Source organism: Bradyrhizobium algeriense, from assembly GCF_003062295.1.
Taxonomy (GTDB): Bacteria; Pseudomonadota; Alphaproteobacteria; order Rhizobiales; family Xanthobacteraceae; genus Bradyrhizobium; species Bradyrhizobium algeriense.
The window spans coordinates 79,334-105,162 of record NZ_PYCN01000016.1 but is presented as its reverse complement, the minus strand read 5'-3'; the positions used below and the strand labels follow the sequence as shown (position 1 = coordinate 105,162).

The window sequence follows — 25,829 nt, the reverse complement described above, 5'->3', positions numbered from 1 at the left end:
GCAATGAATCGACAAGGCTCTCCGCGGGGCCTGCGGAGCGGAATTGCCGATGTTGGATACCACTACAGCTACCGAAGAGATCGCCAATGACGCGCGTGCGCGCGGCAACGTGCTGCGGCTCGCCGCGGCGCAGGCGCTGACCGGCGCCAATTCGGCGGTCATTTTCGCCACCGGCTCGATCGTCGGCGCGACGCTGGCGCCGAACATCTCGTTCGCCACCGTGCCGCTCTCGATGTATGTGCTGGGGCTCGCCGCCGGCACGCTGCCGACCGGCGCGATCTCGCGCGCCTATGGCCGCCGCACGGCTTTCATCATCGGCACGTTCTGCGGCGTGCTGACCGGCGCGCTCGCCGCCATCGCTGTCCTGTATGCCTCGTTCTGGCTGTTTTGCGGCGCGACGTTTCTCGGCGGTCTCTACGGCGCGGTCGCGCAATCCTATCGTTTCGCCGCCGCCGACGGCGCCAGCACAGCGTTCCGGCCCAAGGCCGTGTCGTGGGTGATGGCGGGCGGCGTGTTCGCCGGCGTGCTCGGTCCGCAGCTCGTGCAATGGACCATGGATATCTGGCCGCCTTATCTGTTTGCCTTCTCTTTCCTGGCGCAGGCCTTTGTCGCGCTGGTGGCGATGGCGGTGCTGTGGGGCGTCGATGCGCCAAAGCCGGCGCCGTCGGATCTGCATGGCGGCCGGCCGCTGTGGACGATCGCGCGGCAGCCGCGCTTCATTGCCGCCGCGATGTGCGGGGTGATCGCCTACCCCATGATGAACCTCGTGATGACCTCGGCGCCGCTCGCCATGAAGATGTGCGGTCTCACGGTGAGCGATTCCAATTTCGGCATCCAGTGGCACATCGTGGCGATGTATGGGCCGAGCTTCTTCACGGGCTCGCTGATCGCGCGTTTCGGCGCGCAAAGGATCGTGGCGCTCGGCCTGCTGCTGGAAGCCGTCGCCGCGGGGATCGGCCTTGCCGGCATCACCGCGATGCACTTTTGGGCGACGCTGATCGTGCTCGGGGTGGGTTGGAACTTCGCCTTTATCGGCGCGTCGGCGCTGGTGCTGGAAACGCATCGGCCGCAGGAGCGCAATAAGGTGCAGGCCTTCAACGATTTCCTGGTGTTCGGAATGATGGCGCTGGGCTCGTTCTCGTCCGGCCAGTTGCTGGCGCATTACGGCTGGTCGATGGTAAACATGGTGGTGTTCCCGCCGGTGCTGCTCGGCCTTGCGGTGCTGTTTCTGGCCTCGTTCGCCAAGCGGCGGGCGAGGCTGCAGGCGGTCGACGAAATTCTTGATCCGAGTATTTGATCTTCAATTTGATTGCAGGAGGCTCCATGCCGACGCGCGCCCGTCTCGATGAGTTCATTGCAGCCGTCGTCTCCGGCGACCACGCCGGAGCGATCGAGCGTTTCTATACCGAGGACGCCAGCATGCAGGAGAACGCGGCGCCGCCGCGGGTCGGTCGCGACGTCCTGGTCGCGCATGAGCGCGCGGTGCTGGAACGCGTCAAGAGCGTGACGTCGACTTGCGTTGCCTCGGTCGTCGAGGGCGATCGCGTCGCGATCAACTGGGTTTTCGAGTTCGATTATCATTCCGGCAAGACCGGCAAATTCGACGAAGTCGCGCTGCAGGAATGGCGCGGCGACAGAGTCTTTCGCGAGCGGTTTTTCTACGATCCGTCGAAGCCGGCAACCTAGTTGCCATCTGCTGACAGTTCGGCGTCCGTCGAATTGATGGCCCTTATGACTCTGCTAGTAGTTATCGTCATGCCCAGGCTTGTCCCGGGCATCCACGTCTTTACTTGCTGATGGACATTAAGACGTGGATGGCCGGGACAAGCCCGGCCATGACGGAGCGAAAGTAGAGAAAGAAGTTGGACGCCCTCAACTACACCCCTCGCGACGAAACCTCGATCCGCTACGACGGCTGGCGCATCGTCGTTGTCTGTTTCCTGCTGGCGACGTTCGGCTGGGGGCTCGGCTTCTATGGCCAAAGCGTCTATGTCGCCGAATTGCAGCGGCTGTACGGCTGGCCGGCGTCGCTGATCTCGTCCGGCACGACGTTCTTCTATCTGTTCGGCGCCGCGCTAGTCGCGTTCGTCAGCGAAGCCATCAAGGCGTTCGGCCCGCGCAATTGCCTGATCGCGGGAACGTTGGCGATGGCCGCCGCCGCGATCTCGATCGGCCAGGTGCGCGAACCCTGGCAGCTTTACCTGGCCAATGCCGTGCTCGCCTTTGGCTGGGCCGGCACCAGCCTCGGCATCATCACCAACGTGCTGGGCCTCTGGTTCGACAAGAAGCGCGGCATGGCGATCAGCCTGGCGCTGAACGGCGCGAGCTTCGGCGGCATCGTCGGTGTGCCGTTGCTGATCACCGCGATCGGCTATTTTGGTTTCTCCGGCGCGATGACCGCCTCGGCGGTGGTGATGGTCGCGCTGATGGTGCCGGTGATCCTGCTGTCCGTCGGACGGCCGCCGGCTCATTCGGGCGCGGGCGCGATCGACGCTGCCGACGCGCCGTCGCCGACTCAAATTCGCGCGCGCGCCTTTCGCGATGTCGGCTTCCTCTCGGTGTCAGCGGCGTTCGCGCTGGTGCTGTTCGCGCAGGTCGGCTTCATCGTGCATCTGATCGCGTTTCTGGATTCGGTGATCGGGCGGCAGCAGGCGGCGATTGCGATGGCGCTGTTGACGGCGATGGCGGTGGTCGGCCGCGTGCTGTTTTCCTTCGTGATCGACCGGATGAACCAGCGGCTGGCGTCCTCGCTCTCCTTTGTCAGCCAGGCGGTCGCGCTCGTCATCGTCATCAACGTGCATCATGATTACGCGCTGATCGCGGCCTGCGCGCTGTTCGGGTTTTCGGTCGGCAATCTGATCACGGTGCCGGCGCTAATCGTGCAGCGCGAATTCGACCCGCGTTCGTTCGGCGTGCTGGTCAGTTTGATCACGGCGATCAACCAGATCACCTACGCGTTCGGCCCCGGCGTGGTCGGCCTGCTGCGCGATCTCTCGGGAAGCTATACGCTGCCGTTCTACGGCTGCATCGCGGTGGAGCTGACGGCGGCGGTGCTGATCATGATCCGCGGGCGCGCAAAGAAAGCGTAGCCCGGATGGAGCGAAGCGAAATCCGGGGCCGGTGGCTGAGGCACCCCGGATTTCGCTTCGCTCCATCCGGGCTACAGGCTCACGCCTCACGCTGCCTGAGCAAATCCTCCAGATCCAGCCGTTTCGTGAACATCGCGAGCGAGCCGTCCGGCGCGCGGGGCCAGTCCTCCTGCGGCCGGTCGCGGTAGAGCTCGACGCCGTTCTGGTCGGGATCGCGCAAATACAGCGCCTCGCTGACGCCGTGGTCGCTGGCGCCGTCAAGCTCGATGCCGGCCTGGATCACGCGATACAGCGCATCCGCCAGCGCCGGGCGGGTGGGATAGAGAATGGCGGTGTGAAACAGCCCGGTGGCATCAGGCGGCGGCGGATGGCCGCCTTTGCTTTCCCAGGTGTTGAGCCCGATGTGATGGTGATAGCCACCCGCCGAAATGAACGCCGCGCTGGCGCCCATCCGTTGCATCACCTCGAAGCCGAGCACGCCGCAATAAAAGCCCAGCGCGCGTTCGAGGTCGGCGACCTTGAGATGGACATGCCCGATCCTTGTGCCGGCAATGATGGGTGGGTTCTGGGGCATGTTGTCTCCGCTTTGCACCGCGTCCGGGACACGTAATCGCGGATTCTCATCACGCAAGGTCGGAGGCCTCTCCCTCCGGCAGCCCGAACTCGAACGTGTTCAGCGTCATCGACACCATGGTGTAATAGCCGCACAGCCCGATCACCTCGACGATCCCGCGTTCGGTGAGCACCTTCACGGCCTCGTCGTATAGCGACTTGGAGACGCCTTTGCCCTCATGCAGCGACTTGGCAACGTCGTAGATCATCTGCCCCTTCGGATCGTCGAACACAGGCGTGCGGCGGTCGCGGATATCCTCGATGATCTTCGGGTCCATGCCGCCCTTCAGCGCCAGCCGCTTATGCGCATACCATTCGTAATGCGAGGTCCAGTGCCGGGCGGTGACGAGAATCGCGATCTCGGAAAGCTTTGCGGGAAAGATCGTGTTGAAACGGAGTTGTTCGCCGAGCCGCGTGGCGTGCCGCGCCATGTCCGGGCTGTTGAGCCAGGCCATCATCGGCGCCGGCGGGGCGCCGCGCTTGCCGGATACCGCTTCGTCGTAGGTTTCTTTTTGTTCGGCGCTCATTTCGCCAGGCGAAAGCAACTTCAACCGCATGCCCGTTTCCTCTTGTTTTTCAATCGGTACGGCTTTGCGCATACACCCGATCGGGCATCATGACCACCGCCCCCTGCCGCATGGGCTGATGTCAGACATATATTGAATTCCGCCATGCGACGGCTAAGGTCGACGCAAATATCCCACATGGAAACGCCATCATGTCCGATCTGGAAACATTCCGCCGTGAAACCCGCGCCTGGCTGGAGGCAAATTGCCCGCCGGAGATGCGCCGTCCGATGACCTCGGAGAACGACACCTATTGGGGCGGGCGCAACGCAAAGTTCTCGTCCGAGCCGCAGCGCATCTGGTTCGAGCGGATGCGCGACAAGGGCTGGACCGTGCCGGACTGGCCGAAGGAATATGGCGGCGGAGGGCTCGATCGCGCCGAGCACAAGGTGCTGCGCGAGGAAATGTCGGCGATGGGCGCGCGGTCGCCGCTGTCGAGTTTTGGCATCTGGATGCTCGGGCCGGCGCTGCTGAAGTACGGCAACGAGGCGCAGAAGAAGGAGCATCTGCCAAAAATCGCCGCGGGCCTGATCCGCTGGTGCCAGGGCTATTCCGAGCCGAATGCCGGATCGGACCTCGCCTCGCTGCAGACCCGCGCCGAGAGCGACGGCGACGACTACATCATCAACGGCCAGAAGATATGGACGTCATATGCGAATTACGCCGACTGGATCTTCTGCCTGGTGCGGACCGATCCCGCGGCGAAGAAGCACGACGGCATCAGTTTTATCCTGTTCGACATGGCCTCAAAGGGTGTTTCGACAAAACCCATTCTCCTGATCTCAGGTTATTCGCCGTTCTGTGAAACCTTCTTCGACAATGTCCGCGTGCCGAAATCGCACGTGGTGGGCCAGGTCAACCGCGGCTGGGATGTTGCAAAATATCTGCTGCAGCACGAGCGAGCGATGATATCAGGTACTGGCGAGCGCGGTATCGGCCGTCCGCTTGGGCAGGTCGCCGCCGACTCCGTCGGTAGTGATGATTCCGGCCAGCTCGATGATGCCATGCTGCGCGGCCAGATCGCCGCGTTCGACATCGACGAGGCGGCGTTTGCGGCCGTTGCCGAGCGCGCCGTTGATCTCGCCAAGGCCGGGCAGTCGCATCCGGCGTTTTCCTCGGCGATGAAATATTACGGCACCGAACTCAACAAGCGCCGCCACGAAATCCTGATGTCGGCTGGCGGCATCGATGCGCTGGAATGGGAAAGCGAGCGCTCCAGAGGCGGCGCCCGCCCGCGCGCTTGGCTGCGCACCAAGGCCAACTCGATCGAAGGCGGCACCAGCGAGGTAATGCTCGGCATCGTCGCCAAGCGCATCCTCGACCTGCCGGGGGCGTAGCGCCCAGGCTTTCTCTCTCGTCGTCCCTGCGAAAGCAGGGACCCATAACCACCGCTGTCTGAGTATTGTGACGCTAGCACCAATCATACTCGAGGCGCCGCGGCGTATGGGTCCCTGCTTTCGCAGGGACGACGAAATAGCTTAATTCACTTCTGACACGGAACTCTCTCATGCCCCTCGTCCTCACCGAAGAACAATCCATGCTGCGCGACAGCGCGCGCGGCCTTATCAGCGACAAGGCGCCGGTGTCGCATCTGCGCGGTCTGCGCGACAGCCAGGACGCAACGGGCTTTTCCCGCGACCTCTGGGAGGCGTTTGCCGAGATGGGCTTTTCCGGCCTACTGGTGCCTGAAAATTTCGGCGGCAGCGGGCTTGGCTGTGTCGAGGCCGGCGTGGTGATGGAGGAAATCGGCCGCACGCTGATGCCGTCGCCGTTCTTGTCAACGGCGGTGCTGGCGGTCTCCGCGTTGTCGCGCGGCGGCAGCGAGGCGCAGAAATCGGCGCATCTGCCTGACATCGCCGACGGGTCGCTGCTGGCCGCGCTCGCCGTTGATGAAGGCGCCAAGCACCGTCCGCTGCAGATCAAATTGCAGGCGGTGCGTTCCGGCAACGGTTTCAAGCTCAGCGGCGCCAAGGCGCTTGTGGTCGACGGCCACACCGCCGATCTCCTGATCGTCGCTGGCCGCACCGGCGGCGCTGCCGGCGAGCGCAGCGGGCTGACGCTGTTCCTGGTCGATCCCAAGGCCAAGGGCGTCGCGATCGAACGCACCGTGATGGTCGATGCGCACAACGCCGCGCGAATCGAATTCGCCAATGTCGAGGTCGACGCGGATCATGTGCTCGGCGAAGTCGACCAGGGTGCGGCGCTGCTGGACGGCGTGCTCAATATCGGCCGTGGCGCGGTCGCTTCCGAAATGGTGGGCTTGAGCGAGGAGGTGTTCAGCCGCACCGTTAGCTATCTGAAGGAGCGCAAGCAGTTCGGCAAATTGATCGGCGAATTCCAGGCGCTGCAGCACCGCGCAGCCCAGCTCTACATCGATATCGAGATCACCCGCGCCGCCGTCCTGAAGGCGCTGCAGACGCTTGACGGCGATTTCGATCGCGCAAGCGCGGCGGTCGCGGTCGCAAAGGCCCGCGCCGGGACGACGGCAACGCTGGCGGTGCAGGAGGGCGTGCAGATGCACGGCGGCATGGGGATGACCGACCAGTTCGACATCGGCTTCTTCATGAAGCGCGCGCGGGTCTGCCAGGAATTGTTCGGCGACAGCAACTACCACGCCGATCAGTTGGCGCGGATGAAGAGTTATTGAGAGCTACGCCGTCATTCCGGGATGGTCCGAAGGACCAGACCTCAGATGCGCAATTGCGCATCGGGGAATCTCGAGATTCCGGGTTCGCGCTAAGCGCGCCCCGGAATGACGGCTTTTGCGGCCGTTACCGTATCGGCGGGGCGTACTGGATGCCACCGTTGCTCCACAGCGAATTCAGCCCGCGCGGGATCTTCAGCTTCGATCCTTCGCCGACATTGCGGTCATAGATCTCGCCGTAATTGCCGACATGGCGGATGATCCGGGCGGCCCAGTCCTTGGACAGTCCGAGGTCTTCGCCGTAACTGCCTTCGGTGCCGACCAGCCGCATGACGTCGGGCTTCTTCGACTTCAGCGCCTCGTCGATGTTCTTCGAGGTGACGCCGAGTTCTTCGGCGTTGATCATGGCGTACAGCGTCCACTTCACGATCATCATCCAGTCGTCGTCGCGCTGCCGTACCACGGGGGCGAGCGGCTCCTTGGAGATGACGTCGGGCAGGATGACGTTGTCGTTCGGTTGGGTAAGGTTCAACCGGAGTGCATAGAGCTGGGAGACGTCGGCGGTGAAGGTGTCGCACTTGCCGCCCTCATAGGCCTTGAGCACGTCTTCCAGCTTGGGAAATTTCATCTCCGTGTATTTCATGTTGTTGGCGCGGAAGTAGTCGGCGAGGTTGAGCAGCGTCGTTGTCCCCTCCTGCACGCAAACCTTGCTGTTATTGAGGTCCAGCGCTGAATCGATGTTGCGCGAGCGCGGCAGCATGAAGCCCTGGCCGTCATAAAAGGCCACCGCCGGGAAATAGAGGTAGTTGTTGCTCTCGCGCGACATGCTCCAGGTCGTGTTGCGGGAGAGAATGTCGACCTTGCGGCTCTGCAGTTCCTTGAAACGCTCGTTGGCGTCGAGGGCTACGAATTTCGCCTTCTTGGGATCGTCGAAGATCGCCGCGGCCACTGCGCGGCAGAAGTCGACGTCGAAGCCGGTCCAGTCGCCCTTGTCGTCGGGAATCGAGAAGCCCGGCAGGCCCTTGTTGACGCCGCACAGCACGTCGCCGCGACGGACGGTCCGCTTCAAGGTCTTGGTGTCGTAACGCTCATAGGTGATTGCGATAGCCGCGATCGCGATTGCGACCGCCAGCCCGATGAGGAGGCCGCCTCGAAATGTCCGTAGCATTTTTAAACTCACTAATTTCAGGGAATGGATCGGCAGGAGAGGCCGTGTCGCAATTACAGTTCCGGCTTTTGCCGGATGATGACCTTGGTGCCGACCGGCACACGCTCATAGAGGTCGGCGACGTCGGCGTTGACCAGCCGGAAGCAGCCGGAGGAGACGGCGGTACCGATGGTGTCGGGCCGGTTGGTGCCGTGGATGCGGTAGACGGTGGTGCCGAGATACATCGCGCGCGCGCCGAGCGGATTGCCGGGGCCACCGGCCATGAAGCGCGGCAGATAGGGCTGGCGCGCGATCATCTCCGGCGGCGGCGTCCAGTCCGGCCATTCCGCCTTGCGCGTGATGTTGACCAGGCCCTGCCACTGAAATCCCTCGCGACCGACGCCGATGCCATAGCGCAGCGCGCGGCCGTTGCCCTGAATGAGATAAAGATGGCGCTCGGCCGTGACGACGATGATGGTGCCCGGAGCTTCGTTGGTGCGATAGAGCACCGCGGTCTTCTTGAACTGCGGATCGAGTTCGACGGACTCGTCAGCGATAAGCCCCGGCTGGTCGCCGACGTCGGGCTGCCGCGTCTGCGCCTGGCTCAGCGGGGCCGAAAGGACCAGACCGCCTGCAGCAATCACCATCCAGATCAGGTGCCGAAATTTAGTCATCGAAGAACTCTCCTCGCGGCGCGTTGGCCAAATGCGTATGATCCGCCAAAGTGTGAGCGGTTTGGCGATAAAATCATGCGCCACTTTTAAGTCAGAGCGCGATCGGACGCAAAACCGGTTCCCACTTTTGCTGATCGCGCTCGGGAACCATCAAATCTCAGGGCCAGCTTGATGGCAAGTTTAGGGCGAATGAGGCGGATAGGTGATTGAAATGTCTTCAATTTATGCCGGCCGCCCTGTTCATGGGATATTCAGGCTTCGCCTATTTCGGCGCGATCCACAGCCGCAGGCAAAACGAAATCAGCGCCACAGTGCCGACGCCGCCGAGCCAAAGCGCGGCGAACCACAGCAGACGCTGTGTCAGCGGGCGCTGTTCTGGCTTGATCTGGCTCAATGATAGCCGCTCTCGGGTTTGACCTTGCCGCGAAACACCCAATAGGCCCAGGCGGTATAGCCGAGGATCAGCGGGATCAGCCCGGCGACGCCGAACAGCATGAAGATCTGGCTGTTCGCCGGCGCCGCCGCCTGCCAGATCGTGATGCTCTGCGGCACGATATAGGGATACATGCTGATGCCGAGCCCGGCATAGGACAGCGCGAACAGCGCCAGCGTCAGGAAGAACGGCTGGTAGTCGTATTTCCTGGCGAGGCTGCGCAGCAACAGGGCGGTGACTACAGCAACCGAAATCGGTACCTGTGCCGTCATGAGGACGTTCGGCCAGGCGAACCAGCGCTCGGTGTACTGTATATGGAGGAACGGTGTCGCGATGCTGACCGCGGCGATGGTCCCGAGCATCGCGAGCAACAGGACCCAGCTCAGGTGATAGGCGCGGTCGCGCAACTCGCCTTCCGTCTTCATGACAAGCCATGTCGCGCCTAACAGCGCATAGCCAACCACCAGCGATACACCGGTCAGGATGCTGAACGGCGTCAGCCAGTCCCACCAGCCGCCGGCATAGCTTCGTCCTTCGACATGCACGCCTTGCAGGATGGCGCCGAGTGCGATTCCCTGCGCCAGCGTCGCCAAAAGCGATCCGCCGAAAAAGGCGATGTCCCAGCGGTTACGCTGGGCCGTCGTGCGCCAACGGAATTCGAAGGCGACGCCGCGGAACACCAGGCCGAGCAGCATCACGATCATGGGCGTGTAAAGCGCCGGCATCAGCACCGCATAGGCCAGCGGAAACGCCGCCATCAGCCCGCCGCCGCCGAGCACCAGCCAGGTTTCGTTGCCGTCCCAGACCGGCGCGACACTGTTCATGACGACGTCGCGATCGCGTTTCTCCGGGAACAGCGGAAACAGGATACCGAGGCCGAGGTCGAAGCCGTCCATGACAACATAGACGAACACGGCAAACGCGATGATGAAGGCCCAGATGATCGCAAGGTCGATCGGGATCATCGGGCGGCTCCCTCGGTAACCGCGCCAGCGGCGGGCGTGATGCCGGCCGAGCGGATCGGGACCTCGTGCGACGGCCCCTCTTCGCCCGGATGCGGCGGGGCCGCCATCAGGCGCAGCAGATAGATCACGCCGGCCGTGAAGACGGCGAAATAGACGATGATGAAGGCGATCAGCGAGGAGGCAACCGCAGGGGCTGCCAGCGGGGAGGCGGATTCAGCCGTGCGCAGCAATCCATAGACCGTGAACGGCTGGCGTCCGGTCTCGGTGGTGATCCAGCCCGCGAGCACGGCGATGAAGCCTGCGGGCGCCATCGCGACCGCAAACATGTGCAACGGCCGGGAATCGTAGAGTTTGCCCTGCACACGCATCAGCAGGCTGAACAGGCCGAGCGCCAGCATCAGCAGTCCCATGCCGACCATGATCCGGAACGACCAGAACGTGATCGCCACCGGCGGCCAGTTTTCGCGCGGCACCGTGTCGAGGCCGGCCATCGGCGCGTCCGGCGAGTGCTTGAGGATCACCGATCCCAGCTTCGGCACTTCGATCGCGTAGTCGACCCTGCCCGCGCTCTGGTTGGGCAGGCCGAACAGGATCAGGGGCGCGCCGTCCTTGTGGCTCTGGAAATGGCCTTCCATCGCCATGATCTTCACCGGCTGATGTTCCAGCGTGTTGAGCCCGTGCTGGTCGCCGGCGAGGATCTGGATCGGCGCCACCAACGTGGCCATCCACATCGCCATCGAAAACATCACGCGCGGGCCGGCGAGGTGGCGGTCGCGCAGCAGGTGCCAGGCGCCGACCGCGCCGACCACCAGCGCGGTGGTCAGATACGCCGCCAGCACCATGTGCACGAGGCGGTAGGGGAATGACGGGTTGAAGATCACCTTCAGCCAGTCGGCGGCGATGAACTGCCCGTCGGCATTGATGGCGTGGCCCGTCGGCGTCTGCATCCAGGAATTGGCGGATAGAATCCAGAACGCCGAAATCAGCGTGCCGATCGCGACCATCAGCGTCGCCAGAAAATGCAGCTTTGGACCGACGCGCTGCAGGCCGAACAGCATCACGCCGAGGAAACCTGCCTCGAGGAAGAACGCGGTTAACACTTCATAGGCCATCAGCGGCCCGATCACCGGGCCGGTCTTGTCGGAGAAGGCCGACCAGTTGGTGCCGAACTGGTAGGACATCACGATGCCCGACACCACGCCCATGCCGAAGGCGACGGCAAAGATTTTTAGCCAGTAATTGAACAGGTTGATATAGACCTCGCGTCCGGTCCAAAGCCACAGCGCCTCGAGCACGGCGAGATAGCTGGCAAGCCCGATCGAGAAGGCAGGGAATATGATGTGGAACGACATCGTGAAAGCAAACTGCGCCCGGGCCAATACGATCGCATCCCAGCCTTCGAACATCGGCACCACCTGTCGCAGTTTCATCGGGCGCGATCTCGAAAAAACCGAACTAGAGTTTTCGAAAATTGCGTCCGAACCAGGCGTGTATCCTACCACGCCCGATACGACGATCATACCTGCGCGCCAAGCGGAACAGGCGTGCAGGTCTAGCCAGCGTCCGATGGATTCAGTGCCAGTCGCCGGGCGATCTCTGCCCGCACGGCTCGGGTCTGCTCCTTGCCGACCAGCACCGGACTGCGGATCTTCCTCCCGGTGCGGAGCCGGATCGCGATGACGTAGTGGCTGCCCCTCCGGCCGCCGCTTTCGATGTCGATGCGCTCGACATCGTCATCGCCGACCGTATCCGTCTCTATCGTACCCTTCAACGACAGCCGTTCAAACCTGATGGCGCCGTCGCGGACAATCCAGAATGCACTGGTCCGATAGAGATACCTGATCAGCACGAAGGCCATGATCGCGCCAAGCGACCAGACGGCGATTCCAAGGGTGGACAATTTGCCGCTCCAGAGCGCATAGATGAATGGAAGGCTCAGCGAGCAGGCGAACAGCACGACGAGAGCCCTGTAGGCCCGGACGCGTTTGGAACTGATCGGCTTACCCAGTCGTATCCGGGGATTGGCGGCGTCAAGCGGGTTCTCGGCCAATTCGGGAGCGGGCAACTGAAGCAGCCAGGCGATCTGCAAAGTGGTTTTTTGCACCTGGGTGACATCAGGCAGCGGAGGTGAGGTGAGCGTATCCCCCGATTCGGTCTCGACTACGAGAGCGAACTCCACTGATTTGCCGATGCTCTTTCGCAGACGCATCCCGGCTATTTCGTCGTCCCTGATCAATCTTCGGTGCAACTTCCCGAATGGACGCTGTTCGCCGATCAGGATTTCGCCTGGCGTAATGATCCAGACGACGTTGCGATCAAAGAGCGCGGCGCTCAGCAGCAGGCACCCGAACAGCAACGCAAACAGGGCGGCGATGCCGAGCCATTGGTCGTTTGCAAGGTGAGCGACGCCTGGCAGGGCGATCAAACACAAAATTGCGGCAATGCCTGCGAGAACGAGCCGCTCATTGAGCGACGTGCCCTTGCGCAGCCTGACTTCATTCTCGTTTGCCGCGGTATCCATCGTCGGCGGCAAACATCACGAGCGGCGTGGCCGCGTCAAGCCGCAAGCCGTGCGGTTGCAATACCACAAGTCAGAGTTGCCTGATCTCAGGACGCAGCGTTCGGCAGCCATGCGAGGGCGCGGTCGATGTGTTCGCATTGGCATACGATCTTGCCGTTCTGGTCGACGATACATCGCATATTGCGCCGCCAATAACGGTTGAAACGGGGCAGACGGCAGGGACTCTGCGTCGTGGCAAAGCGGGCGGCGTAACTTCTTCGTGCGGCTTTCGCGTCGCGCACGAAATCGGATGCCAAACACAGAGCGACCCGGCTGGGAGGCATCCCGGCCGGGTCGTTGGAGGTTACTTGGGAGGTTGAGAGCTTGGAAGACTAGAACTTGGGAGGCGAGAAATTCAGCGGGGGGTCTCGCTGTCGTAGGAGATCACGCAGACCTCCTTGGGACTCTTGGTGCCGCAATCCACCACCTGTTCACGCACGAACATCGAACCGCTGTCGCGCTGGGCGCGGGGCTGAACGTTCTGGGCCGACAGGGTGGCGAGCGTCGCGACGGCGCCGAGCGGGACGATGAAAAGGCGGAAGGACGGCTTCAGCATGTTCGCTCTCCTGTTCGGCGTTGGTGTTTAAGTTGTTGATCAAAGGTATAGGGGCTGAGTTTTTCCGGGTGATGTCGCCAATTGTTTCATTTGTTTCGTCGGAGGTAATCTTTGTCCGTCGAAATCGACCCGTTTTTCGCTCCCAATACCGTATTAACCTACTGAAATAGCTTCGCTTTATGCAGCGATGCTGTCCACGCCGGCGCCCTTAAGCAACTCGGCCAATTGTTTGCGGGCATAGAACATCCGGGTCTTCACCGTGCTCTGGGGAATACCGATGATCGCGCCGGCCTCTTCCACCGACTTCTCGTGGTAGTAGACCAGGTTGATGATCTCGCGATGGGCCGGCGACAGTTTTGCGACGCAGGCGCGCAGGATCGCGCTGGTGTTGCTGCGGTCGAGCGAAGCTTCCGGCGTGTCGGCCTCGTCGGCGATCTCCAGCACGTCTTCCTGTTCGATGTCCTCATGCTTGCGCTGGCGCAGCGCGGTCAGCGCCTTGAAGCGGGCAATCGACAGCAGCCAGGTCGAAACCTGCGAGCGGCCCTCGAACTGGCTGGCGGTCCGCCACACGTCGAGGAACACCTGGCTGACGAGGTCTTCCGCCATCGTGGTGTCGCGCACCATGCGCAGCACGAAGCGGTAAACCCGGACGTTATGACGGGAATAAAGCACATGCATCGCCGTGCGGTCGCCCTTGGCAATACTCTGCAGCAGCATTTCGTCTGACGTCGCGCGGGCGGCGGCAATCGACTTCTTGGCTGCGGCGTTGATGGCGATGACGTTCGACATGACAGGCTCCCAATTCCGACGCCGGGCGGCGTTTCGTTGGGAGGATTGTTAATTAGGCTCGGTTTCGGGATGTCTGCTCCAAGGGGGGAAAATGGTTTCGTGCAGGAGAGAATTGTTTCGTCGCGGGGCCTGCGACGAAACATTCGGGGGTGAAATGCGAGTAATTTCAATATGTGGAAAATTGGATGATTTCGGACGCGGATTTGTTCCGCACAGGCGCGAGGAGAAAGCGTGAGCCTATCAACTCGTCGCCCCTGCGAAAGCAGGGGCCCATACGCCGCGGCCAGTGTAACGGGCACATTAGGAGACGGCTTTAGGAGACGGCTTTGCTTCAGCAAGGGATAGCGAATAGTTGGCAGAGCGTCGGCGACCGCGCCCCATCGATGGATCACGCGGTATGGGTCCCTGCTTTCGCAGGGACGACCGAGATAGAACGCTAACCCTTCTCGCCGGTCGGCGAGAACAGATAGCCGCCGCCTCTGATCGTGCGAATGACCGCGGGCTTGGTCGGGTCGATCTCGATCTTGCGGCGGATGCGCATGATCCGCAGGTCGACCGCGCGGTCGAAGGCTTCGGCGTCGCGCGCATTGGCCAGTTCCAAGAGCCGCTCGCGCGACAACACGCGCTTCGGGTTCGCTGCGAACACTTTCAACAGGCCGAATTCGGAGGCCGTCAGCGGATGCTCGTTGCCCTCGTCGTCGCGCAGCGCCTGGGCTTCGAGGTCCAGCCATTTGGTGCCGAACCGCACCAACTGCTCCTTCTCCGCCTTTGTTGCAGCCGCAGCCTCAGGTGCTGCCGCCGCCTTGGCCGGCGTGCTGCGGCGAAGCACCGAGCGGATGCGCGCCATCAGCTCGCGCAGCTCGCAGGGCTTTGCGATGTAGTCGTCGGCGCCGAGTTCAAGCCCGACGACGCGGTCGATCGGGCTCGCGGTCGCCGTCAGCATGATGACGGGAACGTTGATGCGGCTCTTCAGGTCTCGAATGATCGAAAGCCCGTCTTCCTCGGGCATGTTGAGGTCGAGCACGACGAGGTCGGGCACGTTGGTCTCGATCACGCTGCGCAGGCTTTTTCCGCCGTCGCACAGCGTGACGCCGAAACCGTGCATCTTGAGGTAATCGCCGACCATCTCGCGGGCCGGCGCCTCGTCGTCGACGATGATGATGTGCGGGCTCTGGGTCATGTCGTCTCTGTCGCAGGCAGTGTAACGGTAAATGTCGATCCCTGTCCGGGGCCGGCGCTTTCCGCGGTCACATGGCCGCCATGCATGTCGATGATACGTTTGACAATCGACAGTCCAAGGCCGGTCGAACTTTCTCCGGCCGTCGGCTTGGCCGAGAGCCGCTGGAAACGGCCGAACAGCCGGCCGAGGTCCTCCGGCGAAAGGCCGGCGCCCTGGTCGGCAATGCGGATCACCGTGTCGCCACCCTCTTGGGCGACGACCACCGTGATCTTGCCGCCGATCGGTGAATATTTGATGGCGTTGCTGACGAGGTTGTCGATCGCCTCGCGGATCCGGTCGGCATCGCACATGGTGACGAAATTCGGCGGGGCGGACACGGCGATGGCCTGCTGCTTGTTGACCGCCGAGGGCAGGTTGGAATCGGTGACCTCGGTCACGAGCGCTGCGATATCGACCGGTTCGCGGCGGATCGTGATGTCGAAGGCGTCCGCCATCGCATCCGAAATCAAATGGTCGACCATCGAGGTCAGGCGCTTGGTGGCGTCCCTGATATGCTCGACCTGGGCGGTGACGTTCTCCTTGGGCGAGCCGGCGCCGATCAGCTCGGTCAGCATTTCGGTGCGGCCCAGGATCACGCCGAGCGGATTCTTCAAATCATGCGCGACGGTGCCGAGAATCTCGTTCTTGAAGCCGTTGGCGCGCTGCAGCCGCAGCCACTGCGCCGAGAGCCGTCGGTTGGCCTGCATCAGCGCGCGAGTGCGCTGGGCGACGCGGTCCTCGAGCTGGGTATTGGCCTCGTGCAGTTGCCGGTAGAGGATGACGTTGTCGAACGCGATCGACAGCCGGCTCGAGAAAATCTCGACCAGCGCGCGGTCGGTGTCGGAAAGCTGGCGCTCGGCCTGCAGCAGCACCACCACCTCGCGGCCGCTTCCAGTGCGCAGGTAAAGCACGCTGCGGTGGTCGGCGAATTCGTTCTTGCGACGCTGGAAGGCGGCTTCCACCATCGCCCGCAAATCCGGATCGAGCGCCTTGGAGCTCGTGGTCCCGATGAAGCGGCTGTAGCAGCCCGAGCCTGCGAGGACCGAGAATTCGCTCCCCGCGGCGCCGTCGTCGCGCAGCACTAGGATGCCGGCACAGTCGACATTGAGCAGCGAGGCGAGCTGCGTCAGCACGCCTTCCGCGAGCCGCTGCATCGATTTGAAGTCGTACAGCGTCGAGGCGGCGTCGATGATGATTTCAAGCCCGCGCCTGGTCTGCACCATGCGCTCGAGCTGCTGGTAGCTGCGCAGCGCCGCCGTGAGCGAGGTGAACAGCTTGTCGGCCGTGAGCTCGGTCTTGGCCTTGTAGTCGTTGATGTCGTACTGGACGATGACGCGGCGCTCGGGCGCCTGTCCCGGCTGGCCGGTGCGCAGGATGATGCGGACGGTTTCGTTCTTGAGTTCGTTGCGGATGTATTCGACGAGGTCGAGGCCCGCGACATCGGTTTCCATGATGACGTCGAGCAGCACCGCCGCCACGTCGGGATTTTCGCGCATCAAGGTGCGGCCCTCGGCCGCGGAATAGGCCGACAGGATTTCCAGCGTCGCGCCATGCAGATTGTAGTCGCTCAGCGCAAAGCGGGTGCCCTCGTGCACCGCGGCATCGTCGTCGATGACGGCGATCTTCCATTTGCGCGCGGACGAGTCCTCAGGAACGGTCCCGGTATCGTCGATCAGGTGGAGGACATCGTCCTGTTCGGCCATTGAGGAGTTCCGTCGGCTGCTGTCTGGTCTGTAATCGTGGGTTCGCCCCGGGCGACTTTAGGCATGATAATGCGGAATGTGGTGCCTTGTCCCAGCCTTGACTCCAGCATCATCCGGCCGCCGAGCTGTTGAGTGACAAGATTATAGACGATATGCAAGCCCAGCCCGGTACCGCCTTCGTTGCGGCGCGTCGTAAAGAAGGGGTCGAACGCCTGCCGCTGCACGTCCGGCGTCATTCCGGCCCCATTGTCGGCAAAAATGATCTCGACATCGTCGCTGCCGCGCGCCCGCGCCGAGATCGTGATCGCCCCGGACCGGCCGTCGGCAAAGGCATGATTGGCGGCGTTGAGGAAAAGATTGGTTAATATCTGGCCGTAGGAGCCGGGATAGCCGTCGATGAAAAGCCCTTCCGGCACGTCGACCGACAGCGTGATCGCGGCCTTCTTCAGCACCGGTTTCAGGCTGGCGACGATCTGGTCGGTGGCCTCGCTGAGGTTGAATTGCCGGCGCTCGGCGTGCGAGCGGTCCACCGCCACCTGCTTGAACGACTGGATCAGCTCGCCGGCGCGGTGCAGGTTCGCCACCAGTTGCCCTGCCGCGTCGCGCGAGGACTTGACGAATTCGTCGAGCTTGGAGCGGCGCAGCGGCTCGGTGCGCAATTCCTGCTCGAACATTTCAGCCCGGCGCGCAAAGCTCGACGCCACCGTCAGGCTGATGCCGATCGGGTTGTTCACCTCATGGGCGACGCCGGCGACCAGTCCGCCGAGCGCCGCCAGCCGTTCGGCGTCGATCAGGTTCTGCTGCGCGGTGTTGAGCTCGAGCAGCGCGCTTTCGGCCCTTTCCTTCGAGGCGCGCAGCTCGTCCTCGGTCTTGCGCTTGGCGATGGCGTTTTCGCGGAAGACGTCCACCGCGCGCGCCATGGCGCCGACCTCGTCCCTGGCGGTGGTGCCCTGTACCCTGCGATCGTAATTGCCTGAGGTGATCGCATGCATCGCCCGCAGGATCTGCTGCAGCGGCAGCCGGATCGAGAGCGCGATCAGGACGCCGGCGGACAGGATGATGCCGAGGAACATCACGGCGATCGAGAGCACCCGGCGCGAGATGCCCGCCAGGGTCTTGTCGAACGTCTCCTGCGCCTTCTGCTCGCGCTGGCGCATCTTGACCGACAACTCGTCGATGACGCCGATCGCCTCGGCCTGGCTGGCATCGATGGTGTTGCGCAAGAGCTCGGTCCGGATCGTGAGCTGCTCGGTCAGCTTGGCCATCCACTCGCGCAGCGCCACCGTCCGCGCCTTCAGCCGCGTCAGCGCCATGCGCTGCAGGTCGTTGTCGGCGAGGTCGGCCATCGCGGGGATGGTGTTCTCGATCGTCTCGGTGTTCCTGCGGGCGTCCTCGGCGGAGGTCGAGGCACGCGACAGATAATAGGCGTTGGTAGCGACCAGCATGGCCGTGAACGCCTCGCGGGATTTCCCGAGTGCCGGCCAGATCTGCGCATCGCGATGCCCGGTGGCGCCCTCGATGATCGAATACAGCCCGGCCATTTCCCGGGCCGGGCCCAGCACCTGCTGCTCATAGGTCCTGGTGATGGTGGCCTGCACGGCGCGCAATTCGCCGAAGCCGTTGAGGAAACGGTCGGTGACGTGTTCGAGCCGCTCGACCGATCCTGACAGCATCGGATCGTTCGCGGCGCGCGTGGTCAGCGTGCCGAGCACCGCTTCCCGCAGCAGCAGGATCTCGGCGAACAGGTCGGGGCTCGGCTGGTTGATGTAGCGATGGATCAGGTTCTGCAGCCGGCTGGTTTCGCTTTCCAGCAGCGCCAGGATCTTGTCGGACTCGCGCACCTGCCGGACGTCGTCCCAGGCCGAGCCCAGCACCTTGGCGCCGTTCCAGATCAATATGGCGAGCACCACGACGACGGCGGAATTCAATCCCGCGATCGACAGGATGCGCCAGCGGATCGGCACCGCGCGCAGCCACTGCACGACGCGAAAACGGCCGCGCGCGGCGAAGCCCGCCTGCCGTTCCGCTGCTCGCTGTTGTTGCCGTGCGCCGGTCAAATTCATTCCACTCCACGAAGACGCGTGATCAATAGCGGCGTCGTCGCCCCGATCAATGCAACGATGGTACGGTTGAGACCGGCAGCGCCGGTCTTGATTTGTTCGAGGGCTTCATGCGCGCCGGGCCGTCGGGAATGGAACGCGTCGATCAAATGCCTCTCGTTCTGGGGATCGGGCATACCAAACTCGCGCGCAAGAGCGCCCGCTGAGACCGCCGTAAGCAACAGCGCACCAACAAGCATGAAGGTCCGCGAAAGGTTGGCGCGGCGATACACAGGCGACAAATCCCCTTAGAGATTGAGTCTGCGGCGGGGGAGAAAAGGTTCAAGCATTTTTAGCAGAATTTACCGATGCTTGGCTATTGGCGGCTGGGCCGGCAGGCGGTTTTCCGCCAGTAATCCTGATAGTCTTGCTGCAATCTTAAATTGTGTTGTGCGCTGCGGCGATGCCGGGCGGATTGAAACCGCAGCCGCAGCGATTTATGAGGGCTTGGGAACCCATTTATCGAAGGCGCGGCAGAGCAAGGAAATCACCAGTGAAATTGGCCTTGAGATTCTTGCAATTCGCAGCCCTCGCCGCCACGGCGCTGGCGTCTCCGGCGCAAGCCGCCACCGAAATCATGTGGTGGCACGCGATGTCGGGGGAACTCGGCAAGCAGCTCGAAAAGCTGGCGGCCGATTTCAATGCGTCGCAGTCCGACTATCGGATCGTGCCGACATACAAGGGCAACTACACCGAGACGGTGACGGCAGCGATCTTCGCATTCCGTTCGCGAAGCCAGCCCGCCATCGTCCAGGTCAACGAGATCGCGACTGCGACCATGATGGCGGCAAAGGGCGCGATCTATCCGGTGTTCGACTTGATGCGCGATCAGTCGGAGCCGTTCTCGCCGGAGGCGTATCTGCCGGCCGTGACCGGCTATTATTCCGACGTCGCCGGCAACATGCTGTCGTTTCCGTTCAATGTCTCGACGCCGATCCTGTACTACAACAAGGATCTGTTCCGCGCCGCGGGCCTCGATCCGGAGGTGGCGCCGAAGACCTGGGCCGAGGTCGGCGCTGCTGCGAAGCGCCTGCGCGCGGCCGGCTCGCCTTGCGGGCTCACCACCTCCTGGCCTTCCTGGGTCCATGTCGAGAATTTTTCCGCGTTCCACAATCTGCCATTGGCGACCCGGGCCAATGGCTTTGGCGGTCTCGATGCGGAGCTGACCTTCAATAACCAGGACATGGTCCGGCACATCGCGCAGCTCGCGGAATGGCAGGCGACGAAAGTTTTCGACTATAGCGGCCGCGGGCAATCGGCCGAGCCGCGTTTTCAGAAGGGCGAATGCGCCATCTTCATCGGCTCGTCCGGGACGCGCGCCGACATCAAGGCCAATTCCAAATTCGAGGTCGGTTACGGCATGATCCCGCACCGGCCCGAAATCACCGGCGCCCCGCAAAACTCCATCATCGGCGGCGCCACGCTATGGGTGCTGCGCGACCGGCCGCGCACCGAATATGCCGGCGTCGCGCGGTTCTTCGCTTATCTTTCGAAACCGGAAGTCCAGGCCGCCTGGCACCAGAACACCGGCTATCTGCCGATCACCCGCGCCGCCTTCGACCTCACCCGCGCGCAAGGCTTCTACGATCGCGATCCCGGTGCGGCGATCGGTATCGAGCAACTCACCTTGAAGCCGCCGACCGGGAATTCGAAGGGAATCCGGCTTGGGTCCTTTGTGCTGATCCGCAGCGTGATCGACGAAGAACTCGAGCAGGTTTTCAGCGCCAAGCAGTCCGCGCAGGCAGCCCTCGACCTCGCCGTCGAGCGCGGCAATCGCCTGCTGCGCCAGTTCGAACGGGCCAATCCGGATAGGTAACATCCACTCCGTCATTGCGAGCGAAGCGAAGTCCGTAGGATGGGTAGAGCGAAGCGAAACCCATCATGTTTCCGCGCACGTGATTGATGGGTTTCGCTTCGCTCTACCCATCCTACGGGACTATCATGACCGCATCGCTGCCGGCATTCACAGATTACGAGCCCTTCCGCATCTGGCGCGCCGATCCGGCGCAATGGCTGCCGATCGCGCGCGATATTGCTCGCGGCCACGGCCTTGCATGCGCGGCGCCGCACGTTTTTTCCACCGGCACCAACCTCGTCCTTGCCCTCGACGAAAAGCTCATCCTGAAGATCTTCCCGCCATTTCTTCGCGGCCAGTTCGACTCAGAACGAAGCACGCTTGCGCAGCTTCGCGGAAGGCTTCGAGTCGCGATCCCCGAAACCATCGTCGAAGGCCAGCGCGACGGATGGCCATATCTCGTTATCACACGCCTGTCGGGGATGTTGGGCGTGGACGCCTGGCCGTCCTTGCCGGAACACGATAAGGAGCGCGTCCTCGCAGAAATAGGCGAGACCATTGCGGAGGTGCAGCGCGTTCCCGCCGGGCCGCTCGCGGAGATCGAGCCGAGCTGGGAAGTCTTCATTCGCGTACAGATCGCGGGATGCCGCGATCGGCACCGGCGTTTAGGATTGCCGCAGAAATATCTGGATGGATTGGACGAACTCCTGGGCGATGCAGCGCCCATGCTGATTGCGCTGGACGGGCCGCCGGTGATCCTGACCGGCGAATATATTCCCGAGAATTTCCTGCTGGGCCATGACGCCGCGGGCTGGCACCTCGCGGGGTTGATTGACTTCGGCGATGTCATGACTGGGCGCGGCGAATACGACCTGCTGGGTCCGAGCGCCTTCATGACGGCCGGCATGCCGCGGCGGGTGCAGCGCCTGTTTGAGGGTTTTGGGTACTCTGCCACGGATATCACGCCTGAGCTGAAGCGGCGGCTGATGGCGCTGATGCTGCTACATCGCTTCAGTGATCCCGTCAGGAGCATCCGTATCGAGGGCTGGCAGCAGAAGGCCGCTGACCTGCACGAATTACAGGATTTGCTCTGGCCCGTTTGAGTACCGCACAGCAATGGAGCGTTCAAAATATCTGCATACTTTTTGAGCAAATAAGCCTCTTTGTATGCAATCTGCCAGGATGCCGCACCGCGCCCGGACGTCGCGTAGCAGGCATATTCAAACGCTAAATCAATCGGTTATTCCATCATCAATCCTTCCTTAAGGATTGGCACAAACCTTGCGATTCCTGTTCCAAAGCCGTTTTCCCTCAGGCGTTTGGAGCATCACCCATGAAGCGTCGCGATTTTCTGAAATCCGTCACCGGCGTTGCCGCGGGCGCGATGGTGCCGGCGCCGGCAATCTGGTCTGCGGCCAAGGCTGATGCGCGGTCGGAAACGCTGCTGATTGTCTCGGAAAGCGGCCCCAACAATCTCGACATTCACGGCGTCGGCACCAACGTGCCCGGCTATGAAGTGTCGTGGAATTGTTACGACCGCCTGATCAGCCACGAGATGAAGAGCGGTCCAGGCGGCGTGCCGTATTACGACCGCGACAAGTTCAAGCCTGAGCTCGCCGAGGACATGAATGTCGGAGACATGTCGGTCACCTTCAAGCTGAAGAAGAAAGCCACGTTCCACGACGGCGCGCCGGTCACGGCCAAGGACGTCAAGTGGTCGCTCGATCGCGCGGTGAGCGTCGGCGGTTTTCCGACCTTCCAGATGGGCGCGGGTTCATTGACCAAGCCCGAGCAGTTCGTCGTCGTTGACGACAACACGGTGCGGGTCGATTTCGCCAAGAAGGACCGTCTCACCATCCCTGATCTCGCGGTCATCGTGCCATGCATCGTCAATTCCGAACTGGTGAAGAAGAACGCCACCGAGAAGGATCCCTGGGGCCTCGAATACACCAAGCAGCAGACCGCGGGCTCCGGCGCCTACAAGGTGTCGAAGTGGACCGCCGGCACCGAAGTCGTCATGGAGCGCAACGATTCGTGGGTCGGCGGCCCAATGCCGAAGGTCAAGCGCGTGATCTGGCGCATGGTGCCGCAGGCCGGCAACCGCCGCGCGCTGCTGGAGCGCGGCGACGCCGACATCTCCTACGATCTGCCGAACAAGGATTTCGTCGAGCTGAAGGACAGCGGCAAGCTCAACATCGTCTCGGTGCCGTATTCCAACGGCGTCCAGTATATCGGCATGAACGTCAAGATCCCGCCGTTCGACAACCCCAAGGTTCGTGAGGCCATCGCCTGCGCGATCCCCTACCAGAAGATCATGGATGCGGTGCTGTTCGGCCTGGCCAAGCCGATGTTCGGCGCCGCTGCTGACAAGGCCACTGAGGTGGCGTGGCCGCAGCCTACCAAATATGTCACTGACATCGCCAAGGCCAAGGCATTGCTGGCGGAGGCCGGCCATCCCGATGGTTTCGAGACCACGCTGTCGTTCGACCTCGGCTTCGCCGGCGTCAACGAGCCGCTCTGCGTGCTGGTGCAGGAGAGCCTCGCCCAGATCGGCATCAAGACCACCATCAACAAGATCCCCGGCGCCAACTGGCGCACCGAGCTCAACAAGAAGGTGCTGCCGCTCTACACCAACGTGTTCTCCGGCTGGCTCGACTATCCCGAGTATTTCTTCATCTGGTGCTATGACGGCAAGAATTCGATCTTCAACACCATGAGCTACCAGTCGAAGGCGATGGACGCGTTCATCCACGGCGCGGTCGATGCCGCGGCGATCGGCAACACCGCCAAATACGATACCGACGTAAAGGGTTTTGTCGACCTCGCCTTCAAGGACATCCCGCGCATCCCGCTGTATCAGCCCTATGTCAACGTCGCGATGCAGAAGAACGTGTCGGGCTATCAGTACTGGTTCCACCGTCGCCTGGATTACCGCGCGCTCGTGAAAGCATAAGAGGCGAGCGTCATGCTGACCATGATCGGCAAGCGGCTGATGTTTGCGATTCCGTCGCTGATCGGGGTCGTGATCGTGACGTTCCTGCTGACGCGCGCGCTGCCAGGTGACCCGGCCGCTTATTTCGCCGGGCCCGCGGCGAGCAAGGAAGCCATTGAGCAGATCCGCAAGAAACTCGGCTTCGACAAGCCGCTGATCGAGCAGTTCTTCCGCTACACCAACGATCTCGCGCATGGCGATTTCGGCAACTCGCTGACCACGGGCCAGCCGGTCGCCACCGAGATCCGCAACCGCCTGCCGGCGTCCGCCGAACTGACGCTGCTCGGCCTCGTCGTCTCGGTCATGATCGCGATCCCGCTCGGCGTGCTGGCGGCAACGCGCCCGGGCTCCTGGATCGACCATCTCTGTCGCATCACCACGACGGCCGGGGTATCGCTGCCCGTGTTCTTTACAGGTCTCGTGCTGGTCTATGTGTTCTATTTCCGGCTCGGCTGGTCGCCGGCGCCGCTCGGCCGGCTCGACGTGTTCTACAGCGCGCCACCCACCGTGACCGGCCTTTATTTGATCGACGCGCTGATCGCGCGCGATTTCGAGACGTTCCGTTCGGCGCTGAGCCAGCTGATCCTGCCGGCGGCGACGCTGGCGATCTTCTCGCTGGCGCCGATCGCGCGCATGACGCGGGCCTCGATGCTGGCGGTGCTGGCGTCCGACTTCGTCCGCACCGCGCGCGCCAGCGGACTGTCGCCGTCAACCGTGGTCGTTACCTACGCGTTTCGCAACGCGATGCTGCCGGTCATCACCACGCTCAGCATGGTGTTCTCGTTCCTGCTGGGGGCCAATGTGCTGGTCGAGAAAGTATTCGCCTGGCCCGGCATCGGCTCCTACGCCGTCGAAGCGCTGATCTCGTCGGACTTCGCGCCGGTGCAAGGCTTCGTGCTGACCATGGCGGTCATGTATGTGCTGCTCAATCTGATCATCGACATTCTCTACGGCGTGATCGATCCGCGCGTGCGGCTGGAAGGGTGAGGTTGGAACATGAGTAGCGTTGCGCCTGCCGCTGAACCCGTCGGACCCGCGCGTACCTCGGGACTATCAGCCATCTTCGAACACACCCGCTACGTGCTCGGCGAGAACCGCGTCACGGCCTTTGCCTTCGGTCTGCTGGTCATCATCCTGTTCGCCGCGATCTTCGGCCCCTACATCGTGCCCTACGATCCGCTCGCCAGCGATACCGCAGCAGCGCTGAAACCGCCATCGGCGGCGCATTGGTTCGGCACCGATCAACTGGGCCGCGACATTTTCAGCCGCGTCGTCGTCGCCACAAGGCTCGACACCTTCATCGCGGTTGCTTCCGTGGTGCTGGTGTTCCTGATGGGTGGCCTCGCCGGCATCGCCGCCGGGTATTTCGGCGGCTGGACCGATCGTATCGTCGGCCGTGTCGCCGACACCATCATGGCGTTTCCGCTGTTCGTGCTGGCGATGGGCATCGTCGCAGCGCTTGGCAACACCGTGCAGAACATCATCATCGCCACCGCGATCGTGAACTTTCCGCTCTATGCCCGCGTGGCGCGGGCCGAGGCGAACGTGCGCCGCGATGCCGGCTTCGTGCAGGCGGCGCGGCTGTCGGGCAATGGCGAAATGCGAATTTTGCTGGTGCACATCCTGCCCAACATCATGCCGATCATGATCGTGCAGATGTCGCTGACCATGGGCTATGCGATCCTCAACGCTGCCGGACTCTCCTTCATCGGGCTCGGCGTGCGGCCGCCGACGGCGGAATGGGGCATTATGGTCGCGGAAGGGGCCGGCTTCATGGTGTCGGGCGAATGGTGGATCGCGCTGTTCCCGGGTCTGGCGCTGATGCTCGCGGTGTTCTGCTTCAATTTGCTCGGCGACGGCCTGCGCGACATCGTCGATCCGCAGCGGAGGACGTGATGGCTGATTCAAGCTTTGCTCGTCTCGGTCCCCGCAGGGGGAATGCGACTGGGGGGCTGACCGTTCTACTTTGCATGGGGTTGTTTTCGA

Annotated in this window: 24 protein-coding genes; 10 read left to right on the top strand and 14 right to left on the bottom strand. The window is 62.8% G+C overall.

Features of this window, described 5'->3' with window-relative positions:
* Positions 1-49 precede the first annotated feature (49 nt).
* From C7G61_RS26535 to C7G61_RS26525, 3 genes are all read left to right on the top strand, one after another.
* Complete coding sequence (locus C7G61_RS26535) at positions 50-1,297, top strand: MFS transporter (RefSeq protein WP_108519623.1); 1,248 nt, start codon at positions 50-52, stop codon at positions 1,295-1,297.
* A 26-nt stretch (positions 1,298-1,323) separates the two neighbouring features.
* Positions 1,324-1,686: a nuclear transport factor 2 family protein gene (locus C7G61_RS26530; protein ID WP_108519686.1), complete on the top strand. Its 363-nt coding sequence runs from the start codon at positions 1,324-1,326 to the stop codon at positions 1,684-1,686.
* 176 nt (positions 1,687-1,862) lie between these two features.
* Positions 1,863-3,089 (top strand): MFS transporter, encoded by a 1,227-nt coding sequence (locus C7G61_RS26525; RefSeq protein WP_108519622.1) that lies wholly within the window; start codon positions 1,863-1,865, stop codon positions 3,087-3,089.
* 79 nt (positions 3,090-3,168) lie between these two features.
* Here the strand turns inward: C7G61_RS26525 and C7G61_RS26520 are convergent, their stop codons facing one another.
* Together C7G61_RS26520 and C7G61_RS26515 are read right to left on the bottom strand one after the other, a co-directional pair.
* Positions 3,169-3,663 carry a VOC family protein gene (locus tag C7G61_RS26520; protein WP_108519621.1) on the bottom strand — a complete coding sequence of 165 codons (495 nt, stop codon included), beginning with the start codon at positions 3,661-3,663 and terminating at the stop codon, positions 3,169-3,171.
* Positions 3,664-3,712: 49 nt separating this feature from the next.
* Positions 3,713-4,258, bottom strand: a complete 546-nt coding sequence (locus tag C7G61_RS26515) for a carboxymuconolactone decarboxylase family protein (protein WP_108519620.1) — start codon at positions 4,256-4,258, stop codon at positions 3,713-3,715.
* A 161-nt stretch (positions 4,259-4,419) separates the two neighbouring features.
* On the opposite strand from C7G61_RS26515, the gene C7G61_RS26510 reads away from it, so the two are divergent.
* The gene (locus C7G61_RS26510) at positions 4,420-5,604 is read left to right on the top strand and encodes an acyl-CoA dehydrogenase family protein (RefSeq protein WP_108519619.1); all 1,185 of its coding nucleotides are present in this window, start codon (positions 4,420-4,422) and stop codon (positions 5,602-5,604) included.
* Between the two features lie 170 nt (positions 5,605-5,774).
* Positions 5,775-6,914, top strand: coding sequence for an acyl-CoA dehydrogenase family protein (locus C7G61_RS26505; protein ID WP_108519618.1), 1,140 nt, complete (start codon positions 5,775-5,777; stop codon positions 6,912-6,914).
* Between the two features lie 124 nt (positions 6,915-7,038).
* Here C7G61_RS26505 and C7G61_RS26500 read toward each other — a convergent pair whose 3' ends face one another.
* From C7G61_RS26500 to C7G61_RS44885, 12 genes are all read right to left on the bottom strand, one after another.
* Positions 7,039-8,079: an amino acid ABC transporter substrate-binding protein gene (locus C7G61_RS26500; RefSeq protein ID WP_108519617.1), complete on the bottom strand. Its 1,041-nt coding sequence runs from the start codon at positions 8,077-8,079 to the stop codon at positions 7,039-7,041.
* A 53-nt stretch (positions 8,080-8,132) separates the two neighbouring features.
* Complete coding sequence (locus C7G61_RS26495; protein WP_108519616.1) at positions 8,133-8,732, bottom strand: L,D-transpeptidase; 600 nt, start codon at positions 8,730-8,732, stop codon at positions 8,133-8,135.
* A gap of 262 nt (positions 8,733-8,994) precedes the next feature.
* Complete coding sequence (locus C7G61_RS26490; RefSeq protein WP_244608473.1) at positions 8,995-9,126, bottom strand: DUF2474 domain-containing protein; 132 nt, start codon at positions 9,124-9,126, stop codon at positions 8,995-8,997.
* The gene (gene cydB / locus C7G61_RS26485; RefSeq protein WP_108519615.1) at positions 9,123-10,130 is read right to left on the bottom strand and encodes a cytochrome d ubiquinol oxidase subunit II; all 1,008 of its coding nucleotides are present in this window, start codon (positions 10,128-10,130) and stop codon (positions 9,123-9,125) included. Before cydB ends, C7G61_RS26490 begins: the two co-directional genes overlap by 4 nt.
* Positions 10,127-11,536, bottom strand: a complete 1,410-nt coding sequence (locus C7G61_RS26480; protein WP_108519684.1) for a cytochrome ubiquinol oxidase subunit I — start codon at positions 11,534-11,536, stop codon at positions 10,127-10,129. The genes cydB and C7G61_RS26480 overlap by 4 nt, the downstream gene beginning before the upstream one ends.
* Positions 11,537-11,682: 146 nt before the next feature.
* Positions 11,683-12,651, bottom strand: coding sequence for a hypothetical protein (locus C7G61_RS26475; protein WP_108519614.1), 969 nt, complete (start codon positions 12,649-12,651; stop codon positions 11,683-11,685).
* Positions 12,652-13,045: 394 nt separating this feature from the next.
* The gene (locus C7G61_RS26465; RefSeq protein ID WP_108519612.1) at positions 13,046-13,246 is read right to left on the bottom strand and encodes a hypothetical protein; all 201 of its coding nucleotides are present in this window, start codon (positions 13,244-13,246) and stop codon (positions 13,046-13,048) included.
* A gap of 177 nt (positions 13,247-13,423) precedes the next feature.
* On the bottom strand, positions 13,424-14,035 hold the full coding sequence (locus C7G61_RS26460; protein ID WP_108519611.1) for a sigma-70 family RNA polymerase sigma factor: 612 nt from the start codon (positions 14,033-14,035) through the stop codon (positions 13,424-13,426).
* A 436-nt stretch (positions 14,036-14,471) separates the two neighbouring features.
* A complete protein-coding gene (locus tag C7G61_RS26455) occupies positions 14,472-15,215 on the bottom strand; it encodes a response regulator (protein ID WP_108519610.1) in 744 nt (247 codons plus the stop codon).
* Positions 15,212-16,957 (bottom strand): ATP-binding response regulator, encoded by a 1,746-nt coding sequence (locus C7G61_RS26450; RefSeq protein ID WP_108519609.1) that lies wholly within the window; start codon positions 16,955-16,957, stop codon positions 15,212-15,214. The genes C7G61_RS26455 and C7G61_RS26450 overlap by 4 nt, the downstream gene beginning before the upstream one ends.
* Positions 16,927-19,020, bottom strand: coding sequence for a sensor histidine kinase (locus C7G61_RS26445; protein WP_190241991.1), 2,094 nt, complete (start codon positions 19,018-19,020; stop codon positions 16,927-16,929). Before C7G61_RS26445 ends, C7G61_RS26450 begins: the two co-directional genes overlap by 31 nt.
* The gene (locus tag C7G61_RS44885) at positions 19,017-19,166 is read right to left on the bottom strand and encodes a hypothetical protein (protein ID WP_190241990.1); all 150 of its coding nucleotides are present in this window, start codon (positions 19,164-19,166) and stop codon (positions 19,017-19,019) included. The genes C7G61_RS26445 and C7G61_RS44885 overlap by 4 nt, the downstream gene beginning before the upstream one ends.
* Before the next feature lie 329 nt (positions 19,167-19,495).
* Here C7G61_RS44885 and ugpB point away from each other — a divergent pair, with 329 nt between their 5' ends.
* The 5 genes from ugpB to C7G61_RS26415 all read left to right on the top strand — a co-directional run bounded on the left by ugpB (position 19,496) and on the right by C7G61_RS26415 (position 25,739).
* Complete coding sequence (gene ugpB, locus C7G61_RS26435; protein ID WP_108519607.1) at positions 19,496-20,872, top strand: sn-glycerol-3-phosphate ABC transporter substrate-binding protein UgpB; 1,377 nt, start codon at positions 19,496-19,498, stop codon at positions 20,870-20,872.
* Positions 20,873-20,958: 86 nt separating this feature from the next.
* Complete coding sequence (locus C7G61_RS26430) at positions 20,959-21,954, top strand: phosphotransferase family protein (protein ID WP_420836798.1); 996 nt, start codon at positions 20,959-20,961, stop codon at positions 21,952-21,954.
* Between the two features lie 230 nt (positions 21,955-22,184).
* Positions 22,185-23,804, top strand: a complete 1,620-nt coding sequence (locus tag C7G61_RS26425) for an ABC transporter substrate-binding protein (RefSeq protein WP_108519606.1) — start codon at positions 22,185-22,187, stop codon at positions 23,802-23,804.
* A 12-nt stretch (positions 23,805-23,816) separates the two neighbouring features.
* Positions 23,817-24,830 carry an ABC transporter permease gene (locus C7G61_RS26420; RefSeq protein WP_108519605.1) on the top strand — a complete coding sequence of 338 codons (1,014 nt, stop codon included), beginning with the start codon at positions 23,817-23,819 and terminating at the stop codon, positions 24,828-24,830.
* A gap of 9 nt (positions 24,831-24,839) precedes the next feature.
* On the top strand, positions 24,840-25,739 hold the full coding sequence (locus C7G61_RS26415; RefSeq protein WP_108519604.1) for an ABC transporter permease: 900 nt from the start codon (positions 24,840-24,842) through the stop codon (positions 25,737-25,739).
* Positions 25,740-25,829: the final 90 nt, after the last annotated feature.

What these genes read in the sequence shown, in the direction of transcription:
- C7G61_RS26420 (WP_108519605.1), top strand. Translation starts at nt 23,817, where the DNA reads ATGCTGACCATGATCGGCAAGCGGCTGATGTTTGCGATTCCGTCGCTG.
- C7G61_RS26430 (WP_420836798.1), top strand. Translation starts at nt 20,959, where the DNA reads ATGGGTTTCGCTTCGCTCTACCCATCCTACGGGACTATCATGACCGCA.
- C7G61_RS26445 (WP_190241991.1), bottom strand. Translation starts at nt 19,020, where the DNA reads ATGAATTTGACCGGCGCACGGCAACAACAGCGAGCAGCGGAACGGCAG.
- C7G61_RS26415 (WP_108519604.1), top strand. Translation starts at nt 24,840, where the DNA reads ATGAGTAGCGTTGCGCCTGCCGCTGAACCCGTCGGACCCGCGCGTACC.
- C7G61_RS26475 (WP_108519614.1), bottom strand. Translation starts at nt 12,651, where the DNA reads ATGGATACCGCGGCAAACGAGAATGAAGTCAGGCTGCGCAAGGGCACG.
- C7G61_RS26465 (WP_108519612.1), bottom strand. Translation starts at nt 13,246, where the DNA reads ATGCTGAAGCCGTCCTTCCGCCTTTTCATCGTCCCGCTCGGCGCCGTC.
- C7G61_RS26495 (WP_108519616.1), bottom strand. Translation starts at nt 8,732, where the DNA reads ATGACTAAATTTCGGCACCTGATCTGGATGGTGATTGCTGCAGGCGGT.
- ugpB (WP_108519607.1), top strand. Translation starts at nt 19,496, where the DNA reads ATGAGGGCTTGGGAACCCATTTATCGAAGGCGCGGCAGAGCAAGGAAA.
- C7G61_RS26515 (WP_108519620.1), bottom strand. Translation starts at nt 4,258, where the DNA reads ATGCGGTTGAAGTTGCTTTCGCCTGGCGAAATGAGCGCCGAACAAAAA.
- C7G61_RS26520 (WP_108519621.1), bottom strand. Translation starts at nt 3,663, where the DNA reads ATGCCCCAGAACCCACCCATCATTGCCGGCACAAGGATCGGGCATGTC.
- C7G61_RS26530 (WP_108519686.1), top strand. Translation starts at nt 1,324, where the DNA reads ATGCCGACGCGCGCCCGTCTCGATGAGTTCATTGCAGCCGTCGTCTCC.
- C7G61_RS26460 (WP_108519611.1), bottom strand. Translation starts at nt 14,035, where the DNA reads ATGTCGAACGTCATCGCCATCAACGCCGCAGCCAAGAAGTCGATTGCC.
- C7G61_RS26480 (WP_108519684.1), bottom strand. Translation starts at nt 11,536, where the DNA reads ATGTTCGAAGGCTGGGATGCGATCGTATTGGCCCGGGCGCAGTTTGCT.
- cydB (WP_108519615.1), bottom strand. Translation starts at nt 10,130, where the DNA reads ATGATCCCGATCGACCTTGCGATCATCTGGGCCTTCATCATCGCGTTT.
- C7G61_RS26510 (WP_108519619.1), top strand. Translation starts at nt 4,420, where the DNA reads ATGTCCGATCTGGAAACATTCCGCCGTGAAACCCGCGCCTGGCTGGAG.
- C7G61_RS26505 (WP_108519618.1), top strand. Translation starts at nt 5,775, where the DNA reads ATGCCCCTCGTCCTCACCGAAGAACAATCCATGCTGCGCGACAGCGCG.
- C7G61_RS26425 (WP_108519606.1), top strand. Translation starts at nt 22,185, where the DNA reads ATGAAGCGTCGCGATTTTCTGAAATCCGTCACCGGCGTTGCCGCGGGC.
- C7G61_RS26455 (WP_108519610.1), bottom strand. Translation starts at nt 15,215, where the DNA reads ATGACCCAGAGCCCGCACATCATCATCGTCGACGACGAGGCGCCGGCC.
- C7G61_RS26500 (WP_108519617.1), bottom strand. Translation starts at nt 8,079, where the DNA reads ATGCTACGGACATTTCGAGGCGGCCTCCTCATCGGGCTGGCGGTCGCA.
- C7G61_RS26535 (WP_108519623.1), top strand. Translation starts at nt 50, where the DNA reads ATGTTGGATACCACTACAGCTACCGAAGAGATCGCCAATGACGCGCGT.
- C7G61_RS26450 (WP_108519609.1), bottom strand. Translation starts at nt 16,957, where the DNA reads ATGGCCGAACAGGACGATGTCCTCCACCTGATCGACGATACCGGGACC.